General features: G+C 64.0%; 16 protein-coding genes and 2 tRNA genes. 3 read left to right on the top strand and 15 right to left on the bottom strand.

Annotated features, from left to right (window positions below):
* Window positions 1-5: 5 nt before the first annotated feature.
* From IPM84_23635 to IPM84_23605, 7 genes are all read right to left on the bottom strand, one after another.
* Window positions 6-1,223: a YgeY family selenium metabolism-linked hydrolase gene (locus IPM84_23635; GenBank protein MBK9095691.1), complete on the bottom strand. Its 1,218-nt coding sequence runs from the start codon at window positions 1,221-1,223 to the stop codon at window positions 6-8.
* A gap of 204 nt (window positions 1,224-1,427) precedes the next feature.
* Window positions 1,428-1,519: transfer RNA gene (locus IPM84_23630), tRNA-Ser, on the bottom strand.
* An 11-nt stretch (window positions 1,520-1,530) separates the two neighbouring features.
* Window positions 1,531-1,621 (bottom strand) — tRNA-Ser (locus IPM84_23625).
* 76 nt (window positions 1,622-1,697) lie between these two features.
* On the bottom strand, window positions 1,698-2,984 hold the full coding sequence (gene serS / locus IPM84_23620; GenBank protein MBK9095690.1) for a serine--tRNA ligase: 1,287 nt from the start codon (window positions 2,982-2,984) through the stop codon (window positions 1,698-1,700).
* A 35-nt stretch (window positions 2,985-3,019) separates the two neighbouring features.
* Window positions 3,020-4,558, bottom strand: coding sequence for a hypothetical protein (locus IPM84_23615; protein ID MBK9095689.1), 1,539 nt, complete (start codon window positions 4,556-4,558; stop codon window positions 3,020-3,022).
* Between the two features lie 20 nt (window positions 4,559-4,578).
* Window positions 4,579-6,600: a M4 family metallopeptidase gene (locus IPM84_23610; protein MBK9095688.1), complete on the bottom strand. Its 2,022-nt coding sequence runs from the start codon at window positions 6,598-6,600 to the stop codon at window positions 4,579-4,581.
* A gap of 37 nt (window positions 6,601-6,637) precedes the next feature.
* Window positions 6,638-7,609 (bottom strand): hypothetical protein, encoded by a 972-nt coding sequence (locus tag IPM84_23605; protein ID MBK9095687.1) that lies wholly within the window; start codon window positions 7,607-7,609, stop codon window positions 6,638-6,640.
* 165 nt (window positions 7,610-7,774) lie between these two features.
* Between IPM84_23605 and IPM84_23600 the strand changes: the two genes are divergently transcribed.
* Genes IPM84_23600 through IPM84_23590 form a run of 3 tightly spaced genes read left to right on the top strand, consistent with a single transcriptional unit; the run spans window position 7,775 to window position 10,326 of the window.
* The gene (locus IPM84_23600) at window positions 7,775-8,728 is read left to right on the top strand and encodes a LysM peptidoglycan-binding domain-containing protein (protein MBK9095686.1); all 954 of its coding nucleotides are present in this window, start codon (window positions 7,775-7,777) and stop codon (window positions 8,726-8,728) included.
* Window positions 8,729-8,764: 36 nt separating this feature from the next.
* Complete coding sequence (locus tag IPM84_23595) at window positions 8,765-9,460, top strand: 1-acyl-sn-glycerol-3-phosphate acyltransferase (GenBank protein ID MBK9095685.1); 696 nt, start codon at window positions 8,765-8,767, stop codon at window positions 9,458-9,460.
* A complete protein-coding gene (locus IPM84_23590; protein ID MBK9095684.1) occupies window positions 9,457-10,326 on the top strand; it encodes a sortase in 870 nt (289 codons plus the stop codon). The genes IPM84_23595 and IPM84_23590 overlap by 4 nt, the downstream gene beginning before the upstream one ends.
* Window positions 10,327-10,495: 169 nt before the next feature.
* On the opposite strand, the gene IPM84_23585 is transcribed toward IPM84_23590, so the two are convergent.
* The 8 genes from IPM84_23585 to IPM84_23550 form a co-directional block, all read right to left on the bottom strand.
* Entirely contained in the window at window positions 10,496-11,332 is an 837-nt protein-coding gene (locus tag IPM84_23585) for a sugar phosphate isomerase/epimerase (GenBank protein MBK9095683.1), read from the bottom strand.
* A gap of 59 nt (window positions 11,333-11,391) precedes the next feature.
* On the bottom strand, window positions 11,392-12,297 hold the full coding sequence (locus tag IPM84_23580; GenBank protein MBK9095682.1) for a TIM barrel protein: 906 nt from the start codon (window positions 12,295-12,297) through the stop codon (window positions 11,392-11,394).
* Between the two features lie 31 nt (window positions 12,298-12,328).
* Window positions 12,329-13,354, bottom strand: coding sequence for an inositol 2-dehydrogenase (gene iolG, locus IPM84_23575; protein ID MBK9095681.1), 1,026 nt, complete (start codon window positions 13,352-13,354; stop codon window positions 12,329-12,331).
* Window positions 13,355-13,418: 64 nt separating this feature from the next.
* On the bottom strand, window positions 13,419-15,371 hold the full coding sequence (iolD, locus tag IPM84_23570; protein MBK9095680.1) for a 3D-(3,5/4)-trihydroxycyclohexane-1,2-dione acylhydrolase (decyclizing): 1,953 nt from the start codon (window positions 15,369-15,371) through the stop codon (window positions 13,419-13,421).
* Between the two features lie 40 nt (window positions 15,372-15,411).
* Window positions 15,412-16,314, bottom strand: coding sequence for a 5-deoxy-glucuronate isomerase (gene iolB, locus IPM84_23565; GenBank protein MBK9095679.1), 903 nt, complete (start codon window positions 16,312-16,314; stop codon window positions 15,412-15,414).
* 31 nt (window positions 16,315-16,345) lie between these two features.
* Window positions 16,346-17,425, bottom strand: a complete 1,080-nt coding sequence (locus IPM84_23560) for a transaldolase family protein (GenBank protein ID MBK9095678.1) — start codon at window positions 17,423-17,425, stop codon at window positions 16,346-16,348.
* A 196-nt stretch (window positions 17,426-17,621) separates the two neighbouring features.
* Complete coding sequence (locus tag IPM84_23555; GenBank protein ID MBK9095677.1) at window positions 17,622-18,011, bottom strand: hypothetical protein; 390 nt, start codon at window positions 18,009-18,011, stop codon at window positions 17,622-17,624.
* Window positions 18,008-18,481 carry a hypothetical protein gene (locus IPM84_23550; protein ID MBK9095676.1) on the bottom strand — a complete coding sequence of 158 codons (474 nt, stop codon included), beginning with the start codon at window positions 18,479-18,481 and terminating at the stop codon, window positions 18,008-18,010. Before IPM84_23550 ends, IPM84_23555 begins: the two co-directional genes overlap by 4 nt.
* Between the last annotated feature and the right edge of the window lie 47 nt (window positions 18,482-18,528).

The raw sequence follows: 18,528 nt of genomic DNA, 5'->3' as shown, positions 1-18,528 counted from the left end.
TCTCCTTATAGCAGCGCGGGCAGTAGGGCGTAGAATTCTGTGGCCTTGACCACGTCATCCAGGCGGTTGCTGTCGTTGACGGTGTGGGCGGTGGTTTCATCTCCGGGGCCGAAGCCGATGCTGGGGATGTTGGCCTTGCCCATCCAGTAGGTGCCGTTGGTGCTGAAGTCCCACTTGCCGGTGGGCGCAGCGGGCAGCCCCAGGGCTGTGCGCGCCGCCTGGCCAGCCTGCACCAGCGCGTGATTTTCGTCCAACGCCCAGGCCGGGTAATACTTGTCCACGGGAAAAACGAAGCCGGTGTAACTTGGGATGTCGTAGAAGAGCATATCCACCTTGATATCACCGGCGGCCTGGTTGGCGGCCGGGATCAAGCGCCGCACCTGCTCGATGGCCTCGTCCCTGGATTCGCCAAAGGTGACGCGGCGATCAATGAAGATCGTCGCTTCGTCGGGGACCGCGTTCAGGCTGGCCGTCTGCGCTCTGATGTCTGAAACGGTGATCTTGCCATGCCCCAGGAAAGGGTCATCGCCCAACTGCGGTTCCATGTCGCGGATGGCCGCAATGACGGGCAGCAGTTTGTAGATGGCGTTGTCGCCCAGGTGATTGGACGCGGCGTGCGCGCTGCGGCCCTTGGCCACCACCTTCATCTCCACGCGGCCTTTGTGTCCGCGATAGACCTTCATCCTGGTTGGTTCGCCGATGACGACAAAATCGGGGCGCACCTGCGGATCAATTTCGACGAAGGTATTGGGGGCAATGCCATCGCAGTCCTCTTCCATGTTGCCGAACACATAGCAGGTAAATCCGTCCAGCAGGCCCAGGTCGCGGGCCAGGGCCAGGCCATAGACCATGCCGGGCGCCGAGCCTTTTTCGTCGCCGGCGCCGCGGGCGAAGAGGACGCCGTCTTCAATCTTGCCCTGGAAGGGATCCCATTTCCAGGCGTCAGGATCGGCAATGCCTACCGTGTCAATGTGGGTGTCATAGACGATGACGCGCGGGCCGCTGCCGATGCGCCCCATGATGTTGCCCATCTTATCGAAGCGTACCTCATCGTACCCCAGGCTCTCCATCTCTTGGGCCATGCGTTTGCCGACTGCCTCGATCTGGCCGGCTATGCTCGGAATGGCGCACAGCTCACGGAAGAAGGTGCTGATCGGTTCCCACTGCGCAGCCACGCGCCGCTGAATCTCCGTCACCGTGGTTTGTGAAGGATCTTTTGACATAATCAATTGACCTCGTTGCTTGTAATCTTGTCAGACATATGCTACATTGTAGCACGAAGCGCGTCACCGGTCAAAGAACATCAAAGAAGGTCAACCATGAGGATGCATCACAGCCCACGCAGGTTGGCTTCGCAATGGTTGCAGCGACTTGCAGTCGCCGGGCCAAAGCAAAAGAGCCAACCTGATCCAGGCTGGCTCTTTCTATGGCGGGGAGGGCGGGATTTGAACCCGCGACACCCTTGCGGGTGTACCCACTTAGCAGGCGGGCGCACTAGACCATGCTATGCGACCTCCCCCGGTTAGTACCTGGCGGAGGGAGAGGGATTCGAACCCCCGGTGACGCAGAGCGCCACAACGGTTTTCAAGACCGCCGCCATCAACCGCTCGGCCATCCCTCCTGACACCTCTTGTCAAGCGCCGCCAGTATACCATCCGCGGGGGTGACTGTCAAAAATTCTGGCCGTTCAGCGGACGCTATGCCTGACGGATCACCTCGGCGCCGCCCATGTACGGGCGCAGAACGTCGGGCACCACCACCGAGCCATCGGCCTGCTGGTAATTTTCGAGCACGGCAATCATCACACGCGGCAACGCCAGGCCCGATCCGTTCAGGGTGAAGACGTGCTGCGGTTTGCTGTTGGCGTCTGGCCGGTAGCGGATGTTGGCCCGCCGTGCCTGAAAGTCGGTGAAGAGCGAGCAGGAGCTGACTTCCAGCCATTCGTTGACGCCGGGCGCCCACAATTCGACATCGTACTTGGCGGCTGCAGAAAATGCCAGGTCGCCGGTACACATTTGGATGATGCGGTGCGGAATCTGCAAGCGGCGCGCGATGTCTTCGGCATTGTCTATCAGCTTTTGTAGCTCGACTTCGCCTTGCGCCGGCTCGACGAACTTGACCATTTCCACCTTGTCGAACTGATGCCCGCGCTTGATGCCGCGCACGTCGCGCCCGGCGCTCATCTTTTCACGCCGAAAACAGGGCGTGTAGGCCACGTGATAGATGGGCAACGCGCCGGGCGGCAAGATCTCGTCGCGATACAGATTCGTCACCGGCACCTCGGCCGTGGGGATCAGCCAGTAGTCTTCTTCCGCGTCATGGTAGAGATTATCAGCAAACTTGGGCAGGTTGCCCGTGCCCACCAGGCACTCAGCCTTGACGATATAGGGCGGATAGATTTCGGTGTAGCCATGATCCATGATGTGAACATCGAGCATCCAGCTAATCAACGCGCGCTGCAGGCGGGCGCCCAGGCCCTTCAGCACGTAGAAGCGCGAGCCGGAGAGCTTGACGCCGCGCTCGAAGTCCAGGATGCCCAGCGCCTCGCCGATTTCCCAGTGCGGCCGCGGGCTGAAATCGAACGCGCGCGGCTGGCCTTCGACGCGCGTGACGATGTTCTCGCTCTCATCCTTGCCCACCGGCACCTGTGGCAGCGGCAGGTTGGGGATGCGCAGCCACGCGTCGCGCAGGGCCGGGTCAATTTGCGCCAGGCGCTCCTCCAGGGCTGCGATACCATTGGGCAGTGCGGCCAGCTCGGCTTTGAGAGTCGCAGCCGCCTCGTGCTGCCCCTCGCGCAGCAGTTGGCCGATGCGCCGGCTGTCGGTGTTGCGGCGGGCGCGCAGGGTCTCCAGTTCCGTCAGAACCTTGCGCCGCTCGTCGTCCAGCGCCAGGGCCGCGTCGAGCGGCACGTCGAGCGCCTGTAAATCCTGCATGGCCTGCTTGACCATCTCCAGGTTGTCACGCACAAATCTGATGTCTAACATAGTTGGCCCAATTCTAGCAAGAGTTGGCCGCTCCGTCAAGGCAAGGCCCAGCCGAAGCAGGCGCTGACGAGCTGCACGTCATCAATGTCCACCGCGCCATCTTGATTGGTATCGGCCGCGGGCAGGTAGCAGGCGTCGCCGCTCTGGCATGACCAAGCCGCCGCGGCCGGCCCGATGTCGCCGATCACGTCCACCACGTGGTTGCCGTCGAGGTCCGCCACGCTGCACAGATACTGCGCGCTGGCGGTCTCTTGCAGCGGATTGTCCAGGTTGCTGCGAATCGGCGCGCCGATGGGGCCGGCGGCCGGCGGTTGGATCACCCCGGAGAAGACGATGCTGAGCAGGCCGGTGGGGTTAGTGATTTCCGTGCCTGATTCGCCGTAGGAGCCGCTCGAACCAGGATCGGCGCCCTCCGTGCAGCTGCCGGCGCTGCTGTTGTCCCGATAGTAGTGCGCCGCGGCGCCGCCGGCCGCGGTCAGGCTGTCCAGCACCACGATGCTGCCCTGGCTGCCGCTGTATTGCACCCAACTGCGCGGCGCACCGCCGATGGCCGTGCCCGGCGCGACGCCGTTGACCGGATCGGTGCTGCCGGTCGCGTCGTAGTAGGTGGCGGGCGCGAAGGCGCTCAGGTTGGGGTCGCGCAGGTCGAACGTCACCCGCATATAGGCGATGCTGCACACGTTGGGATCACCGGCCAGCGTAGCCAGATCCAAGCTGGACGAGACATACAGACTATCGCGGTAGATCAGGGTAGGGGTCAATGGCCCACCGCCCACGACGCGCACCGCGCCATCCTTCGTCGGCGTCAGGTCGAAGTCGGGCGGCAGGTACTGCGCCAGATCTTCTTCGCACAGATATTGCGTGGGCAGGCAGAAGCCCAGAAAGCGCGGCTTGATGCCGATGCGCAGGTGTGTGCGGTCCAGAATGTCCTGCGGGGAAGGGGTGTAATTCTTGATGCGCAGTTTTTCCAGCCCCGGATGCCAGCCACTGCTGCCGGACGCCAACGGCGATAGGCCGGCCAGGTAGGCGGGTGTATCGAAGGTCTTGTCCGCCGTCACATAGGCGACATAATCAGCGGGCGCCAGCGCCAGCGCGTCCTGGCTGCGCACGATGTAGGCATACGCCGCGTTGGCCGGATTGGCCGGGTCGGCCACCTTGACCTCCACCCGCGGCAGGGTCAGGCGGTCGCTGGTGAGCAGCCACGTCCAGGCCGGCGCCTGATCGCCCAGGTCGCCGACCATGAAGGCGATCTCGTCGTTGGCGTCGAAGGTGGGGATTTCATCGGTGGTGGTGTAATAGCCTGTCGCATCCACCTCATCCACCTGGAACGGAATAATGGCCCAGGTGGTGGTGGCGGCATGGTAGACAAAGACGAAGAGATCGTTGACGTCGGCGCCGATGAGCGCGCTCGCCTGGCTGCCATTGATGGCGATCCCTTCGTACGAATCGGGCGCGACGCGCACGCTGGGCGAACTGGCCAGCGCGCCGCCGAACGCCAGCAGCAGCAGCATTAGGGTTGCGGCCATCAAGAGCAAGGGCGAGATCCTGAGATTGCGCATGAGTCGAATGGTCATGGCAGGTTCCTTCCTGTGAGTTAGCGGGCAGCCTGCATCTGTTGATTGAGGCTGGCCCAGGCGGCTGAAAACGATTGATTGGTCAGTTTATCCAGATCGAAGCGCTGGCGTTCGCGGCGGACCGCGGCGGCCAGCGGGCTGGCGGGATCGGCCTGCTCGAAACCGGTGAGGACGGCCTGCAGATGGCCCATGGCGGCAGGCGAAATCGTCAGGCGGGCGGCGCGATCCTGGTGACCGGCCAGCGCGTCCAAGCCAGGCGCCACCGCGGCCAGGAACGCGGCCATGTGATGTCGCAGGGCGGAGTCTTGCGCCAGGATGCGGGCCATGGCCCCCGAATGCTCGTAGTACAGGTCAATCAGGTGCTCGCCGGCCGGCGCGCCACGCATCACCTGTTCGCGCGTGCGGTACATGATGAGCGCGGTGTGGATGGCCTCGCCCGGCGATTTGAACGCGGCCTGGTCCGCCACCGTCGTCTGCACCGCGCAGCCGCCGCTGCTGCAAGGCGCCGCGGTGTTCATCTCCACCGCCAACAGCGCCTCGCTGACCTGCGTGCAGTCCGCGCTCGTAATGCCGTAGCTGCCGATCAGGTCCTGGCACGATTGGTTCAGCGCATTGAGATCATCCACGAAGGTGGACGCCTGGGTCAGGTATTGGCTGAGCGCCCGGTACTGCACGCGGCCCATCTTGTCCAGGCCGATGCCGGTGATGGTGTGGCCGTTGAAGCTGCCGCCGGCGGCCATCAGGTAGGCGGCCTTGTTGGGGATGCCGCTGTTGGTATGGACGCCGCCGTTGTCCGCGGTGGTGCAGTCATAGCTGGAGACCTTATCCGGGTCGCCGTAAATTGTGGGGTCGGCCATGCTGCGGATGGCGCCGATGCCCGGCAAATCCTCGCCCATCAGCCAGGCCACCGGCGGTGTGTCATTGCCGGCGCCGTTGGTCATGTCAATGATCTCGCCGAAGATGTCGGAGAACGACTCGTTGAGTGCGCCCGACTGGTTCTGGTAGATCAGGTTGGCTTCGTTTTCGGTCACGGCGTGCGTCATCTCATGCGCGGTGACGTCGTCAATCGGGAAGCCGTCGCCGAAGACCATCTGCGTGCCGTTCCAAAAGGCGTTCTGGTAGTTGGAGCCATAATGCACGGTGGCTTTCATCGCGGCGCCGGCGCCATTGTAGCTGTCACGACCAAAGGAGGCGAAGAAGTAGTTGTAGGTATCGCCCAGGTACTGGTAGGCATGATCGGCATCGTCATCACCGGTGGCCGGCCCGCCTTCGCTGCGCACCAGGGTGCCCGGCAGCGACTGGGAGTGGTTGGCGGTGTAAATCTGGCGATTGCGCGCCGTGTCCAGTTCGTTGTACGAGGTGAGCACCGCGCCGCTGTGCGCATCCAGCACGTACAAGAAGCGCGCTGGAATCTTCTCGTTGTCAAGGCGAATCAACCACGCCAGGTGATTGCCGCTGACGGCGGGGTCAATCACCGAGGTGTAGATGCGCAGTTCCGGCTTGGCCCAAACCACGGCCTGTGGATCAATCGAGCGTGCGACGGCCAACGCCGCGTCCGCGCTTTGGCTTGGGCTGGTGTTGACCGCCAGACCAGGCACAAAATGCCCATTGATGGTGTTGACCGTCTGCATATCGGCCGCATAGTGTACCAACACCTCAGCGCCAAATACCGGCACGCCCTGGAAAACCTGCTGCAAACGCACGTGGGTCATGCCCAGCGCGTCGCGCTCGACCGCGCTGAGCGCCAACTGCTGCGCGGCGCCGGGCATGGCCAGGGCCGCCTCATGCTGCGCCACAAAACGGCGGGCCGCGCCGGCCGGGTCCTTCGCCAGCGCGTCGGCCTCCATGCCGCTGACGATGCCGCCTTCACTGCGGACGAAGGTGGCCGCACCGGTTGCCAGGTCGCGCGTGATGGTCAACGCGCCGCGGGCCGCCTGGCTCAGGCTGTCGGGCGCGGGCGGTGCGCCGCTGGCGGGCAGAACGCCGACCAGCAACGTGCCCAGGATCACAAGAACGATGAGCGAACGAAACATCTTGGACATACAACACTCCTTTGCTTTTTCAGTCACATGAGTATGGTCAGGACGATTCCTGGCCCACGTAGAGCGGTCCGCGTGTGGCGATCAGATCGCCCGTCCAGGCGACGTGACGACTCTGCGCCTGGCGCGCGGCCCGCGTGGTCTCGTTTAGTTCAGTGCTCAGGGTATTCAGGCGGGCCAACGCCAGCGCCTCCAGGGTGGCCGGGCCGGACGCTCCGGTGTAACCGTGGTGACTCAGCACGCTGTGGCGCAGGCGCAGCGCCAGGTCGGGCGCAAAGTCGGGAATTTGCGCCAGGCGCTCGACCAGCCAGGCGTCGCCAAGCGCCTGATGGCCGACCAGGCGCGCAGCCGGCAGGCGGCTCATGCTCTCGTTGGCGCCAGCCTCGATCACCCGGCCCACGTCATGCAGCAGGATGGCCGTCGTCAGCAGGTCGCCGTCCACGGCCGGGAAGAGCGCCAGCAGAGGGCGTGAGAGTACCAGCATCTCCACTGTGTGTTCCAGCAGGCCGCCGTGGTAGGCATGGTGCAGCGGGCTGGCGCGCACCTGGCAAAAATCGGCCAGGAAATCGGCATCGCCGAAGATGCTGTCGAGCAGGCGGAGCAGATCGAGATGCCCAACCGTGCGGATGGCATCGCGTAAGACGCCCAGCATCGCTTCCACGTTACGCTCGCCGGCCGGGGTCGCGCCGGACAGATCGTAGTCGGTCGGGACGATTTCGTGCGGCCGCGCCGGGCGAATCTGCCGAATGGCCAGATAGATCCGTTCCTGATACTGACGGACCCGGCCTTGCACCTTGACCACGGCGCCAGGGCTGATGAGGTCCGCCATTTCTTCGGCCTTGTCCCACACCTGCGCTCCGATCTCGCCGGACCGATCGCTCAGGAGCAAGGACAGAAACGAACCCGCGGTCGGGTCCTTGAACGGGCGCAGCCGGCTGCGTTTGACCAGGAAAAAGTCAAGCACGGCATCGCCTGGCTGCAGGCTGCTGATGAATTGGGTCTTGGCCGGCATGATGGTCCTCTTCTGTGACAGGCCCCAACCTGACAGGTCAGGATTTGGGTTTTAGCGTTTTCGTTTTATAATGACGGCATGGCGCCAGGTCGCAAGCTCTGCCAATCAATCTATCAGGTTCGATGTCCGCTCCACCAATGGAATTTCCACAGCCTGGGGGCCGTGGTGATTGGTCTGTTGGTGGGTTTGAGCGCCTGCGGTCAGGTGATCACCCGGCCCACGGCCACCCCGCTGCCCGCAACGCCCACTGCGGTCGTTACCGCAGCGGCCACGGTACGACCGACCTCCACCCCTGCGCCCTACACACCTGAGCCAACCGCGACGCCCACGGTGACGCCGACGCCGGTGATCTATACGATTCGCAGTGGCGATACCCTGCTCGCCATCGCGAACCGCTTCGGCGTCAGCGTGGCGGCCCTGCAGGAGAGCAACGGCATTTTGGACCCGCGCAGCCTGCGTGTCGGCCAGGAGTTGATTATCCCGACCTCGGCCGATACCGTCGTGGCTGGCGTGGAACCAACGGCCACGGCCACACCGCTGCCCTTTACGATTGAGAATCTATTTTTTGCCGAAACGCCGTTGGGCGGCCTGTGGTGCTTCGGCAATGTCGTCAACGGCGCTGGCGTACCCCTGGAAGGCGTGCAGTTGGCCATTAGCCTGCTTGCCGCTGATAACCAGGTTTTGAGCCGGGTGCAGGGCGCACCGGTGGCGGACCTGGTTGAAGTCAACGGTCGTGCGCCGTTTGCCCTGCTGTTCCCCTCGGCGCCGGCCACATTTGCCGGTTACCAGGCCGAAGCGCTGACCGCCATGCCGGCCTATCTCGGCGGCTATTACCGCGACCTGGACGTGCGCACCGCGGCCGGCGGCGGCGCTAACTTTGGGACCTACCAGGTCAGCGGCCAGGTGTTCAATGTCGGTCCCGAAGACGCCGTGCAGGTGTCCCTGGTGATCACGCTCTACGACGCCGCGGGACGGGTAGTGGGCGTGCGCCGCGCCGAGCCGGAGCACAACGTTATTCCCCCTGGCGGTCATACTGAATTCGAGATTGACCTGGTGCCGGCGACCGGCCCCGTGGTGACAATTGAGATTATACCACAGGCGCGGCGGAATAGCCCATGAGGCTGTTCTGATACTCCCATGACACAGAAGAGAGCTATGAACGATCACGCACTTTCACCCTTACCCACCATGTCCATCGGATATCGGCTCATGCGGGCACTGATGCGCCTCCTGCTGTGGTTGCTGACCGACTTCAAGGCCGAGGGCATGGAGAACATTCCGCTGAACGGACCGGCGGTACTGGTGTCCAATCATCTCGATACCATGGATGGGCCGGCGATTTTCATCATCCTGCCGCGCCAGGTCACGGTGTTTGCCGCAGACAAGCATAATCGCCCATTCTCCTTCTTTGGCTGGCTGCTGCGCACCTTTGCCAACGCCATTTGGGTGGCGCGCGGTGAAGTTGACCGCAAGGCCCTGCGCGCCGCCCTGGACGCCGTGGCCCGCGGTGAGATGTTGGCGATTGCGCCGGAAGGGACGCGCAGCAGAACCGGCGCCCTGCAAAAGGGGCACGATGGCACCGCGTACCTGGTTGCGCGCAGCGGCGCGCCGATGGTGCCGGTGGTCGCGTGGGGGCAGGAGAAGACTTGGTCAGAGCTGGCGCATCTGCGTCGCGCCCGCGTGCGTGTGGTGGTGGGCGAGCCATTTAGGCTGCCGCCGGAGGCCGCTCACGCCCGCAGCGCCGAGTTGGTCGTCTACACCGATCAGATCATGCGCCGCCTGGCCAGCCTGCTGCCGCCATCCTACCGCGGCGTTTACGCCGACCGGCTCCCCCCAGGAGACACCGCATGATGATGAAGACACCCGCTCTACGCTTGACCGGTGGCCTGCTGATGCTGGTCGGTGCGCTACTTCTGGGCCTGGCCGGCTGGACCTATGTGCAAGGCAGCCTGCTACCGCCGCCCTTGCCCGCCGGTCCCCGCGACCCATCACTGGCAGCGGCCGCTTTGGTAGCGCCCGCATTGGAAGCGCCCGCTCTGTTGCTGCCGGATAACCGCGGGCCAGTCAGTGACGCGGCGCTGCCTCCTGTTGCTCTCACAGCCGTGCCAACGCCAACGACCCTGGCCGCTCCGCGCGCGACGCCTACCGCCACCGGCGATGACATGCTGCGCGGCGCCCTGATAACGCCCATCGCAACCCCCACCCAAACGCCTCGGCCCACCGCAACCCCCACCCAAACGCCTCGGCCCACCGCAACCGCCAGCAGTCCAGGCATACCCACGCGCCTGCGCATTCCCAGCATTGGCGTGAACGCCGCGGTCGTTCCCGTCGGCTGGAACTCGGTCACCCGCAATGGTCAGACCACGCTCGAATGGGAAGTGGCTGATTTCGCAGCCGGCTGGCATGAAAATTCTGCGCAACCGGGCGATGTGGGCAATGTGGTGCTGTCCGGGCACAACAACATCAGGGGCATGGTCTTCCGCCGCCTCTCCGAGATCAACGTGGGCGACGAAATCACACTCAGCGTGGGCGACCAGGATTTCACCTACACCGTGCTGGATCGCTTCATCGTCAGGGAGAAGGGGGAGCCGCTGGCGGTGCGTCAGGCCAATGCGCGTTGGATCGGCCCCTTTGCCGACACCCGCCTGACCCTGGTGAGCTGCTGGCCCTTCACCAACAACACCCATCGCGTCATTGTCATCGCCACGAAGTATTGAGCTGACCCAAAAAGCAGGATCGTAACCACGTAGGGCGCGACCACCTGCCAGGGTGGATCGGCATGGGTGGTCGTCAGCGGCGCGGGCTGCTGCGAGGTTGGCTGTGTCATGGGTTCATTGCTGACAGCGCTACTCTGGATAGGCGCCGGAGCTGCCGCGTTGCTGCGGCCTATTCTACCTGGAAGTGCGGCGACAGAACGGCCAGCGCGGCGGCGCGGCAGGTCTGCGCCACGTGCAGCGGATCCAACTGCCAATACTCCGGGCGGAACAGCTCGATCGAGCAGGTGTCGTTGTAGCCGATGCGGCTCAGGCGGGCGCACAGTTCGTCCAGCGGGATGACGCCCAAACCGGGATAGACGCGGGTGTTGTCGGTGATGGCCTCTTTGCAGGTATCTTCCACATCATCCAGGTGAAAGGCGAAGACCCTGGCCGGATCCAGCGCGTCAATCTCGGCGAGCAGGCCGCCGCCGGCAAAGAGGTGCGCACAGTCCACCGTCATGCCGACGTTGGCGCGATCCACCTGTTTGACGATCTCCCAGGCGCCGCGCGGGGTGCGCACGGTACACCAGCCAAAGCCCAGGAACTCGAACGAGAGCCGGGTGCCGAAGGGCGCCGCGATGTCCGACAGATCGCGCAGCACGCTGACGTACTCGGCCACCACGTCGGCCCAGGGGAGCTGCCAACGGGCTTCGGTCGGGCTGGGCACCACCACGATCAGCGGGCAGTGGATCGCCGCGGCAATCTCGCACATCTCCTGGCAGCGCTTCTGAATCTTCGGATAGTCGTCGCCGCGAAAGCCGACAAACTCCAGGGCGTTGAAGCTCAGCGGGGCCACCCCGTTTTCCTCGAACAGCGCTTTCAGTTCGGCCAGGGAATGGCTTTTCAGATAGATGTCAACCTTGGCTGACCACAGTTCCAGCCCGCGATAGCCGGCCTGGCGTGAAACCGCGACATCGGTCTGCAGGTCGCTCGTCATCGTGGTCGCGCCATGAAATCCCAGTAACATGATCCCTCCTCTACCCCTCTCAGTGCGGCTGCCAGCTCCCGAATGACCATTCGTTGAACTTACAGACCGATGCTGCGGATATACTCGCGATTGCGGCGGGCGCTCTCTTTCGGGCTGCCCATGCCCGGCAGCACATCCTGCTCGACGACGATCCAACCGCTGTAGTCCATCGCCCGGAGCTGGGCCAGGATCGCCGGAAAGTCAATATCGCCTTTGCCCAATTCGCAGAAGAGGCCGTGTCCAACCGCCTGCACGCCGCCCCAGCCCTCCTGGCGCGCGCGTGCGGCCACCGCCGGCTCGTGATCCTTGAAGTGGACATGCCAGATGCGGTCGGCGTGGCGCTTCAGCCCGGTCAACGGGTCGCCGCCGCCGAAGCGGTAATGGCCCGTGTCGAAGCAGAGTCCCAACACGTCAGGGTCGGTCATGCTCAGCAGCCGCGCCGTCTCTGCCGGCGTTTCGACCCAGGTGCCGATGTGGTGATGGAAGACGGTGCGCAGCCCGGTCTCGCGCTTCACCGTCCGCGCCACCCGATTGGCGCCTGCGGCAAAAACTTGCCATTGCGCTTCGCTCATGCCCTGGTCAGGCCGGATGCGCCCCGCGTTGAAGGTGCGCATGGGATCCATGTAGGGATCATTGCCCAACACGATCAGGCAGTCCGGCCCGCCGACGGTCGCCAATTGACGTGCGGTACGTACTGCGTCGGCCTCGCTGGCGGCATGACAGTCAGCATCGTGCAGCTTGACGCTGACCCATGAGGACAGCAGCTTGAGATTGCGCGCCGCCAGCTCTCCGGCCAACACGACCGGGTCGGTCGGCATGAAGCCCCAGTCGCCCAGTTCGGTGCCGAGATAGCCGGTCTCCTGCATCTCGTCGAGCACCTGGGCGTAACCGCCGCGGCTGCCCTCGACGTTTTCGATCACGCCCCACGAACAGGGCGCATTGCCGATAGAGATTTTTCGAGTCATTGTGTTACCTTTCGGTCTCCGATCTCCTCCGTCACCCGATCTCGCTCAACTTCACCGGCCGGCCTTCGCGGTGCGATTTGCCTGCGGCCAGGCCCATCACGACCGGCACGCGGCCATCGTGGCCCGTCACTGGCGTTGGCTGATCCTGCTGCACCGCTTCGACGAACGCGGCGATTTCCGACGCGAAACTCTCGGTGTAGCGATCCATGAAGAAGTTCAGCGGCAGATCGCGCCGCACGCTGGCGCCGTCGCTCAGGGTTGCGGCGTTCGGGTAGTTGTTCGCGCTGCTGATGGCGCCCTTGCTGCCCAACACCTCGACCCGCTGATCATAGCCGTAGGTTGCGCGCCGGCAGTTGTCAATCGTGCCGATGACGCCATTGCTGAATTTTAGCATCATCACCGCCGTATCCACATCGCCGGCTTCACCGATGGCGGGATCTACCGTAATGCCAGCCAGGGTGTAGATCTCATCCACCTCCGCGCCGATCAGGAAGCGCGCCATGTCGAAGTCGTGGATGGTCATGTCCAGGAACATGCCGCCAGAGGTTTTGACATACGCGATGGGCGGCGGGCTTGGGTCACGACTGATGATGTGCAGCAGCGCGGGCGTGCCAATCTCGCCCGTCATGATGGCCTGGCGTACGCGGCGGAAGTTGGCGTCGAAGCGGCGATTGAAACCGATCTGCAGTTTCACACCGGCCTTTGCGGCTGCGGCCAGCGCCTGGTCAATGGCAGCCAGGTCGAGCGCGATCGGTTTTTCGCAGAAGATATGCTTGCCCGCCAGCGCGGCCTCTTCAATGAAGTGGGCATGCGTGCCGGTGACCGAACAGATCAGCACGGCCTCGATGTCTTTGTTGTCCAGTAGCGCGGCCGGGTCGTCCGTGGCCATGGGGATGCCAAACTGCGCCGCCACCTGCTGCGCGGCTGTCAGGTTGACATCCGCGACAGCCAGGATGCGCGCGGCCCGGATACGGTAGGCGAGGGTTGCCGCGTGTACCCTGCCAATGCGGCCGGCGCCGATGATACCGACATTCAGAACCTTCTCCACCTTCTCCATAGTGATGTCCTCTAGTGATGCCCTCTAGTGATGCCCTCTGGTGATGCCCTCTGGTGATGCCCTCTTATGCTGTGCGGGCAGGACGTTGGGCGGTGTTGCTGCCGTGGGCGACACGTAACCGCTCGCTGTCGCTGCCCGACCCCGTACCCTGGAAGAAAAACCGTTCCATTTCCCGCATCTTTTCGTACTGCACGCGAACCTCTTGCACCGAGGGTAACTCACTGACCTCAGGCACGGCTACGTCCCACCAACTCTCGTAGCCCGGCACGCTGTGCAAGCGGTCGTTCTTGATGACGACCACGGTGGTGCGGTCGGCTGCTTTGGCCGCGTGCAGCGCCGCCACGTAGTCAGCGCGGGTCACACATTCGATCACGTGACAGCCCAGGCTGCGGGCGTTCATGGCAAAGTCAATCTGCAGCGGCTCGACCGCGTCGCCGGCCGCGTCGCCGGCCAGCATACCGTCCTGAGGCCGGATGAAGCGCGTGCCGAAGCCGTCCAGCCCGAGCGAACGGCTCAGCGAGCCGATGCTCTTGAAGCCGTGGTTGTCCCACAGCACCACGATCAGCTTGACCCCTTCCTGCACCGAGGTGACCAGTTCGGACGAGAGCATCAGATAGCTGCCGTCGCCGACGATGACGAAAACGTCGCGCGCCGGCGCGGCCATCTTCGCGCCCAGGCCGCCGGCAATCTCGTAGCCCATGCAGCTATTGCCATACTCCAGGTGGAAGTTCTTGGGATGCGTGGCGCGCCACAGCTTGTGCAGGTCGCCAGGCATGGAGCCGGCCGCATTGAGCATGATCGCGTCCGGGCCGGCCACATCGTTGAGCGCGCCAATCAACTCGCCCTGGCTCGGCAGCGGCGCCAGGCGGATGTCGTAGATACGCTGCACCTCGGCGTCCCAGGCGTCGTGCAGGCGCTGCGCCTCGGCGCGGTAGGTCGGGGCCACCGCATAGCCGGCCAACATCTCGCTCAGTTCCTCCAGCGTCACCTGCGCATCGCCCACGACCGGCAGGCCGTAATGCTTGCCCGCGTCGAACTCGGTGACGTTGATGTTGATGAAGGTCACACCCGGATTCTGCCAGGCGGTCTTGGACGCGGTGGTGAAGTCGCTGTAGCGGGTGCCGATGCCGATCACCAGGTCCGCGTCACGGGCCATGCGATTCGCGGCCAGGGACCCGGTGGCGCCGATCGCGCCGAGGTTCAGCGGGTGATCCCAGCGCAGGCTGCCCTTGCCGGCCATCGTTTCACCCACCGGGATGCCGGTTGCATCTACGAACTGGCGCAGCGCCTCGGTGGCATCCGCGTAGATCACGCCGCCGCCGGCGACGATCATTGGCTTCTGGCTGGCCCGGATCAGCTCGACCGCCTGCTGCAACGCGGCCCGGTCGGCCCGATTGCGCATGATCTGCCAGACGCGACGGTGGAAGAAGGCGACGGGATAATCAAAGGCCTCGGTCTGCACATCTTGCGGCAGCGCCAGGGTGACCGCGCCGGTCTCGGCCGGGCTGGTGAGCACGCGCAGCGCTTCGGGCAACGACGTCAGCAGTTGATCCGGCCGGTTCAGACGGTCCCAATACTTGCTGACCGGCTTGAAGCAGTCGTTGACCGAAAAATCCTGACTGTGCGCGGACTCGATCTGCTGCAACACAGGCGCCACGTTGCGGCGGGCGAAGATGTCGCCCGGCAAGAGCAGCACCGGCAGGCGGTTGATGGTCGCTGTGGCTGCGCCGGTGATCATGTTGGTCGCGCCCGGGCCGATGGAGGTGACGCAGGCGAAGGTCTGCAGGCGGTTCTTGACCTTGGCATACGCGGTGGCGGCATGCACCGCGCCCTGTTCATTACGCACCTGGTAATAGCGGAAGTCCGGGTTTTGCAGCAGCGCCTCGCCGACGCCGGCCACACAACCGTGGCCGAAGATCCCGAAACAGCCGGCAAAAAACTGCGTCTCCACGCCGTCGCGGCCGACGTATTGATTCTTGAGGGAGCGGATCAGCGCCTGCGCCAGGGTCAGGCGAATCGTCTGTGTAGTCACCTCACTGCGCCTCCTTCAGTGCTCGTTAGTCTTGACTGAGATCGTAGATCGGTACACGCGGGTCGAGGGACTGATAGGAATCTTTGACCCAGGCGAACGTCGGGTCATCCTGCGCGGCCAGGCTCTGCGCGCTGCCTGCCAGCACATTGAGATAATAGGTGGTGTAGCCGACCGGGCTGGAGACCGGGTGGTAGCCCTCTGGGATCAGCACCACATCGTTGTCGTGCGCAATGACCGCGGCATCAATGGGGAAGCCGGCGCGGTGCAGCGGCGAGTTGTGATCGGTGTAGACGCGCTGCAGGGCATAGCCTTCCGGGCGATTCATCTTATAATAGTAGACCTCGTCCAGGTCGGCTTGTGCCAGGCTGCCATCGGCCGCCAGCGCCTGCACGTCATGCTTGTGCGGCGGATAGCTCGACCAGTTGCCGCCAGGCGTGTAGACTTCCACCACCACCAGGCGCTGGCAGGGGAAGCCGGGCGGCAGCATGCGGTTGATCTGCCGGGTGGCGTGGTCGCCCCCGCGAATCTCGATGCTGACGTCGGCCGGCGTCACCAGGCGCGGTGCGAAGTCCTGGTCGGCCTTGACCCAGGCGACCGCAAACTCGCAGTCGGTGGCAGCCGTAACCGTGAAAAAGGTGTGACATGAGAGATAGAGCGCGGTGGGCAGTCCGGCAAAGACATGTGCGCGGCGTCCCAGACCGAACCATTGACCGTGATCTGATGAGACATCCAGCGTGCCGCCCAAGATCACCAGGACCAACTCATGGTTGCCGGTTTGGAACGACCAGGTACGGCCAACGGGCAGGCGTCGCGCTTGAAAGTGAATTGTCTCCCAGCCAGCGATTTCGGGCGTGACTTCGACGATGACATCCGGATCGGCCGCCTGACCAGGATGGATCACCAGGTTGTCGGCATGGTATTGTTTCATCGCTCGTTTCTCCTGCAAGGCTGGTGTTGGTTTACTTCACATCCGGGTTGGGAAGCATGAAGTCGCGCACCACCGCCATCAGGTCGTGGGCAGCGGCAATGAACCCGCGCAGCGTGCGCACGGTAGCACCATAGGCGTCGAATTCCTCGACCGTCATGCCATCCACATCGTAGGCCCGCCGGAAATCGGGAATTTTCTCGTACAGGGCGGCGATGATGTGCGGCGCCACGGGATCTGCGATGCGTGACTTGACGGCAATGTTCGAGGCGTTGATCTTCAACTGCCATTCGTACGGAATCGTCAGCACCACATCGCCGCCGATGAACTCCGACCAGTGGCCGAGGTGACGGTAAGCCGCGGCCAGCAGCCGCACCCGGTAGCCGCGCGCTTGCCACAGGCCATAGGCCTTCTTGAAAACGGCGATGCCGGCCCAACTCAAATAGGCCGGATCCATCTCGATGCCGTCGCGCTGGGTCACCGCCTGCATCCAATCGTCCGTGCGGCCGACCATGATCGTACAGACCGGGGCCATGCTGCGAATGTCCCTGCCCTCGGCCGTTCGCCGGTTCAAGCCGCGCTCCACTGCCTCGGCCACCGCCACAGCCTGTGGCACCGTGAAGCTGACGGTCGCGTTGACGTTGACGCCATGATACGTACACTCTTCGATGGCCTTGATACCGGCTTTGGTGACCGGCATCTTGACCTGCATGTTGGGCGCCAGCGTGTCGAAGTCGCGCGCTTGGGTAACGATCGCCTCCCAGTCACGGTAGAACATCGGGTTGGTCTGAATGGAGAGGCGGCCCTTGCGTCCCGCGTGACGCTTCCAGGCGGGCTGCAAGAGGGCGGCCCCACGCGTCGCCATCTCTTCGATTAGGCGCCAGGCAACCTCCGGCTCGCCCCAGGTTGGATTTTCGGCGATGATCTGATGGATACGGTCGCGCCAGAGGTGCATTTCCTTCTTGAGCACAGCGAGGACAATTTGAGGATTGGTCGTGGCGCCCACGGCGCCGTTGCCGATGGCATAGGTCAGCTCGTCAAGTGAACAAGAGTCGTTCCAATAGTCGGTCGGGGTGGTGGAAACCGTCTGATACAGCGGAACCGATGTGGTCATAAATCTCCTCCCGGTACAAAGCACGAGAATCGCACGGTGTTGCGATCGGCCGTGGCTGCAGCGAATCGAAGCACGGGTGACAGGCGTAAACGTGTAATTCGGAGGCTACTTGAAAAGCGATCGGCGCGTCTTCAGCTCGAAGTGATGCAAACGTGTGCAGGGCTACTTATCACAATAACACGCAACTGAAACCTTGTCAAGACGCCCGCGACTCAATCGCCTCGCCCCAGTCCCCTGACAGCGCCCGCCACAGCAGCCCCCATTCCGCCAGGGTGAGGGTTTCGGCGCGGCGCTTGCCATCCAGGCCGGCCTGACTCAAGGCGGCGGCGATGGCGCCGGGCGTCTGCCCCAAGCCGGCCGCCAAGCTGTTGTGCAACTGCTTGCGCTTCTGTCCAAATCCGGCACGCACGACATCGAAGAAAGCGGGAACGTTCGCCAGCGCCAAGTCCGCGGCCAGGCTCGTGCGCCGGCGCAGGCGCAGGATGGCCGAATCTACCTGCGGCGGCGGATAGAAGGCGCCGGCCGGAATTTTGCCCACGATCTCCACCTCGCAGAACAACTGCACACTGACCGCTAACAGGCTCATGTCTGGCGGCCGCGCGCCACCACCCGCTGCGCCACCTCGCGCTGCACGGTCACCACGGTCAGCGCCGGCGGGCACGCGCTTTCCAGCAGGTGGCGCAAGATGGCCGAAGTGATGTAGTAGGGCACATTGGCGACCACCTTGTACTGAGGTTGCATCAGCGCGCACGGATCGAATTGCAGAATGTCCTGATGGATGATGTGGACGTGCGGTTGCGCGGCGAAGGTCTGCTGCAAAAAGGCGATGAGGCGACCATCGGTTTCGACCGCGACGACGCTGCCCGCCTGTGCAGCCAGCAGATGCGTCAATGGCCCAGGGCCTGGCCCGATTTCCAGCACGCTGTCGGCCGCGCTCAGGTCGGCCGCGGCGGCGATGCGCGCCAGGTGCGTCTCATCAACCAGGAAGTGCTGCCCCAGCGCCTTGCGCGGCTCGATGCCGGCCGCGCGCAGTTGTTGTACGAGTGTGTTTGCCATCGCGTCCCTGACGGTTGTGTGCGGGGTGGGCGTCATTATAGCCGGTG

Origin of the sequence: Candidatus Amarolinea dominans (genome assembly GCA_016719785.1) — a bacterium.
Classification (GTDB): domain Bacteria; phylum Chloroflexota; class Anaerolineae; order SSC4; family Amarolineaceae; genus Amarolinea; species Amarolinea dominans.
Note: the sequence above shows the minus strand (reverse complement) of the source record. Positions and strands in the feature narration are given on the sequence as shown.

Excerpts from the sequence above, each read along its gene's own strand:
- iolB (MBK9095679.1), bottom strand. The coding sequence starts at position 16,314 with ATGAAACAATACCATGCCGACAACCTGGTGATCCATCCTGGTCAGGCG.
- iolG (MBK9095681.1), bottom strand. The coding sequence starts at position 13,354 with ATGGAGAAGGTGGAGAAGGTTCTGAATGTCGGTATCATCGGCGCCGGC.
- IPM84_23605 (MBK9095687.1), bottom strand. The coding sequence starts at position 7,609 with ATGCCGGCCAAGACCCAATTCATCAGCAGCCTGCAGCCAGGCGATGCC.
- IPM84_23550 (MBK9095676.1), bottom strand. The coding sequence starts at position 18,481 with ATGGCAAACACACTCGTACAACAACTGCGCGCGGCCGGCATCGAGCCG.
- IPM84_23615 (MBK9095689.1), bottom strand. The coding sequence starts at position 4,558 with ATGACCATTCGACTCATGCGCAATCTCAGGATCTCGCCCTTGCTCTTG.
- IPM84_23610 (MBK9095688.1), bottom strand. The coding sequence starts at position 6,600 with ATGTCCAAGATGTTTCGTTCGCTCATCGTTCTTGTGATCCTGGGCACG.
- IPM84_23555 (MBK9095677.1), bottom strand. The coding sequence starts at position 18,011 with ATGAGCCTGTTAGCGGTCAGTGTGCAGTTGTTCTGCGAGGTGGAGATC.
- IPM84_23590 (MBK9095684.1), top strand. The coding sequence starts at position 9,457 with ATGATGATGAAGACACCCGCTCTACGCTTGACCGGTGGCCTGCTGATG.
- IPM84_23580 (MBK9095682.1), bottom strand. The coding sequence starts at position 12,297 with ATGACTCGAAAAATCTCTATCGGCAATGCGCCCTGTTCGTGGGGCGTG.
- IPM84_23595 (MBK9095685.1), top strand. The coding sequence starts at position 8,765 with ATGAACGATCACGCACTTTCACCCTTACCCACCATGTCCATCGGATAT.
- IPM84_23585 (MBK9095683.1), bottom strand. The coding sequence starts at position 11,332 with ATGTTACTGGGATTTCATGGCGCGACCACGATGACGAGCGACCTGCAG.
- serS (MBK9095690.1), bottom strand. The coding sequence starts at position 2,984 with ATGTTAGACATCAGATTTGTGCGTGACAACCTGGAGATGGTCAAGCAG.
- IPM84_23560 (MBK9095678.1), bottom strand. The coding sequence starts at position 17,425 with ATGACCACATCGGTTCCGCTGTATCAGACGGTTTCCACCACCCCGACC.
- IPM84_23635 (MBK9095691.1), bottom strand. The coding sequence starts at position 1,223 with ATGTCAAAAGATCCTTCACAAACCACGGTGACGGAGATTCAGCGGCGC.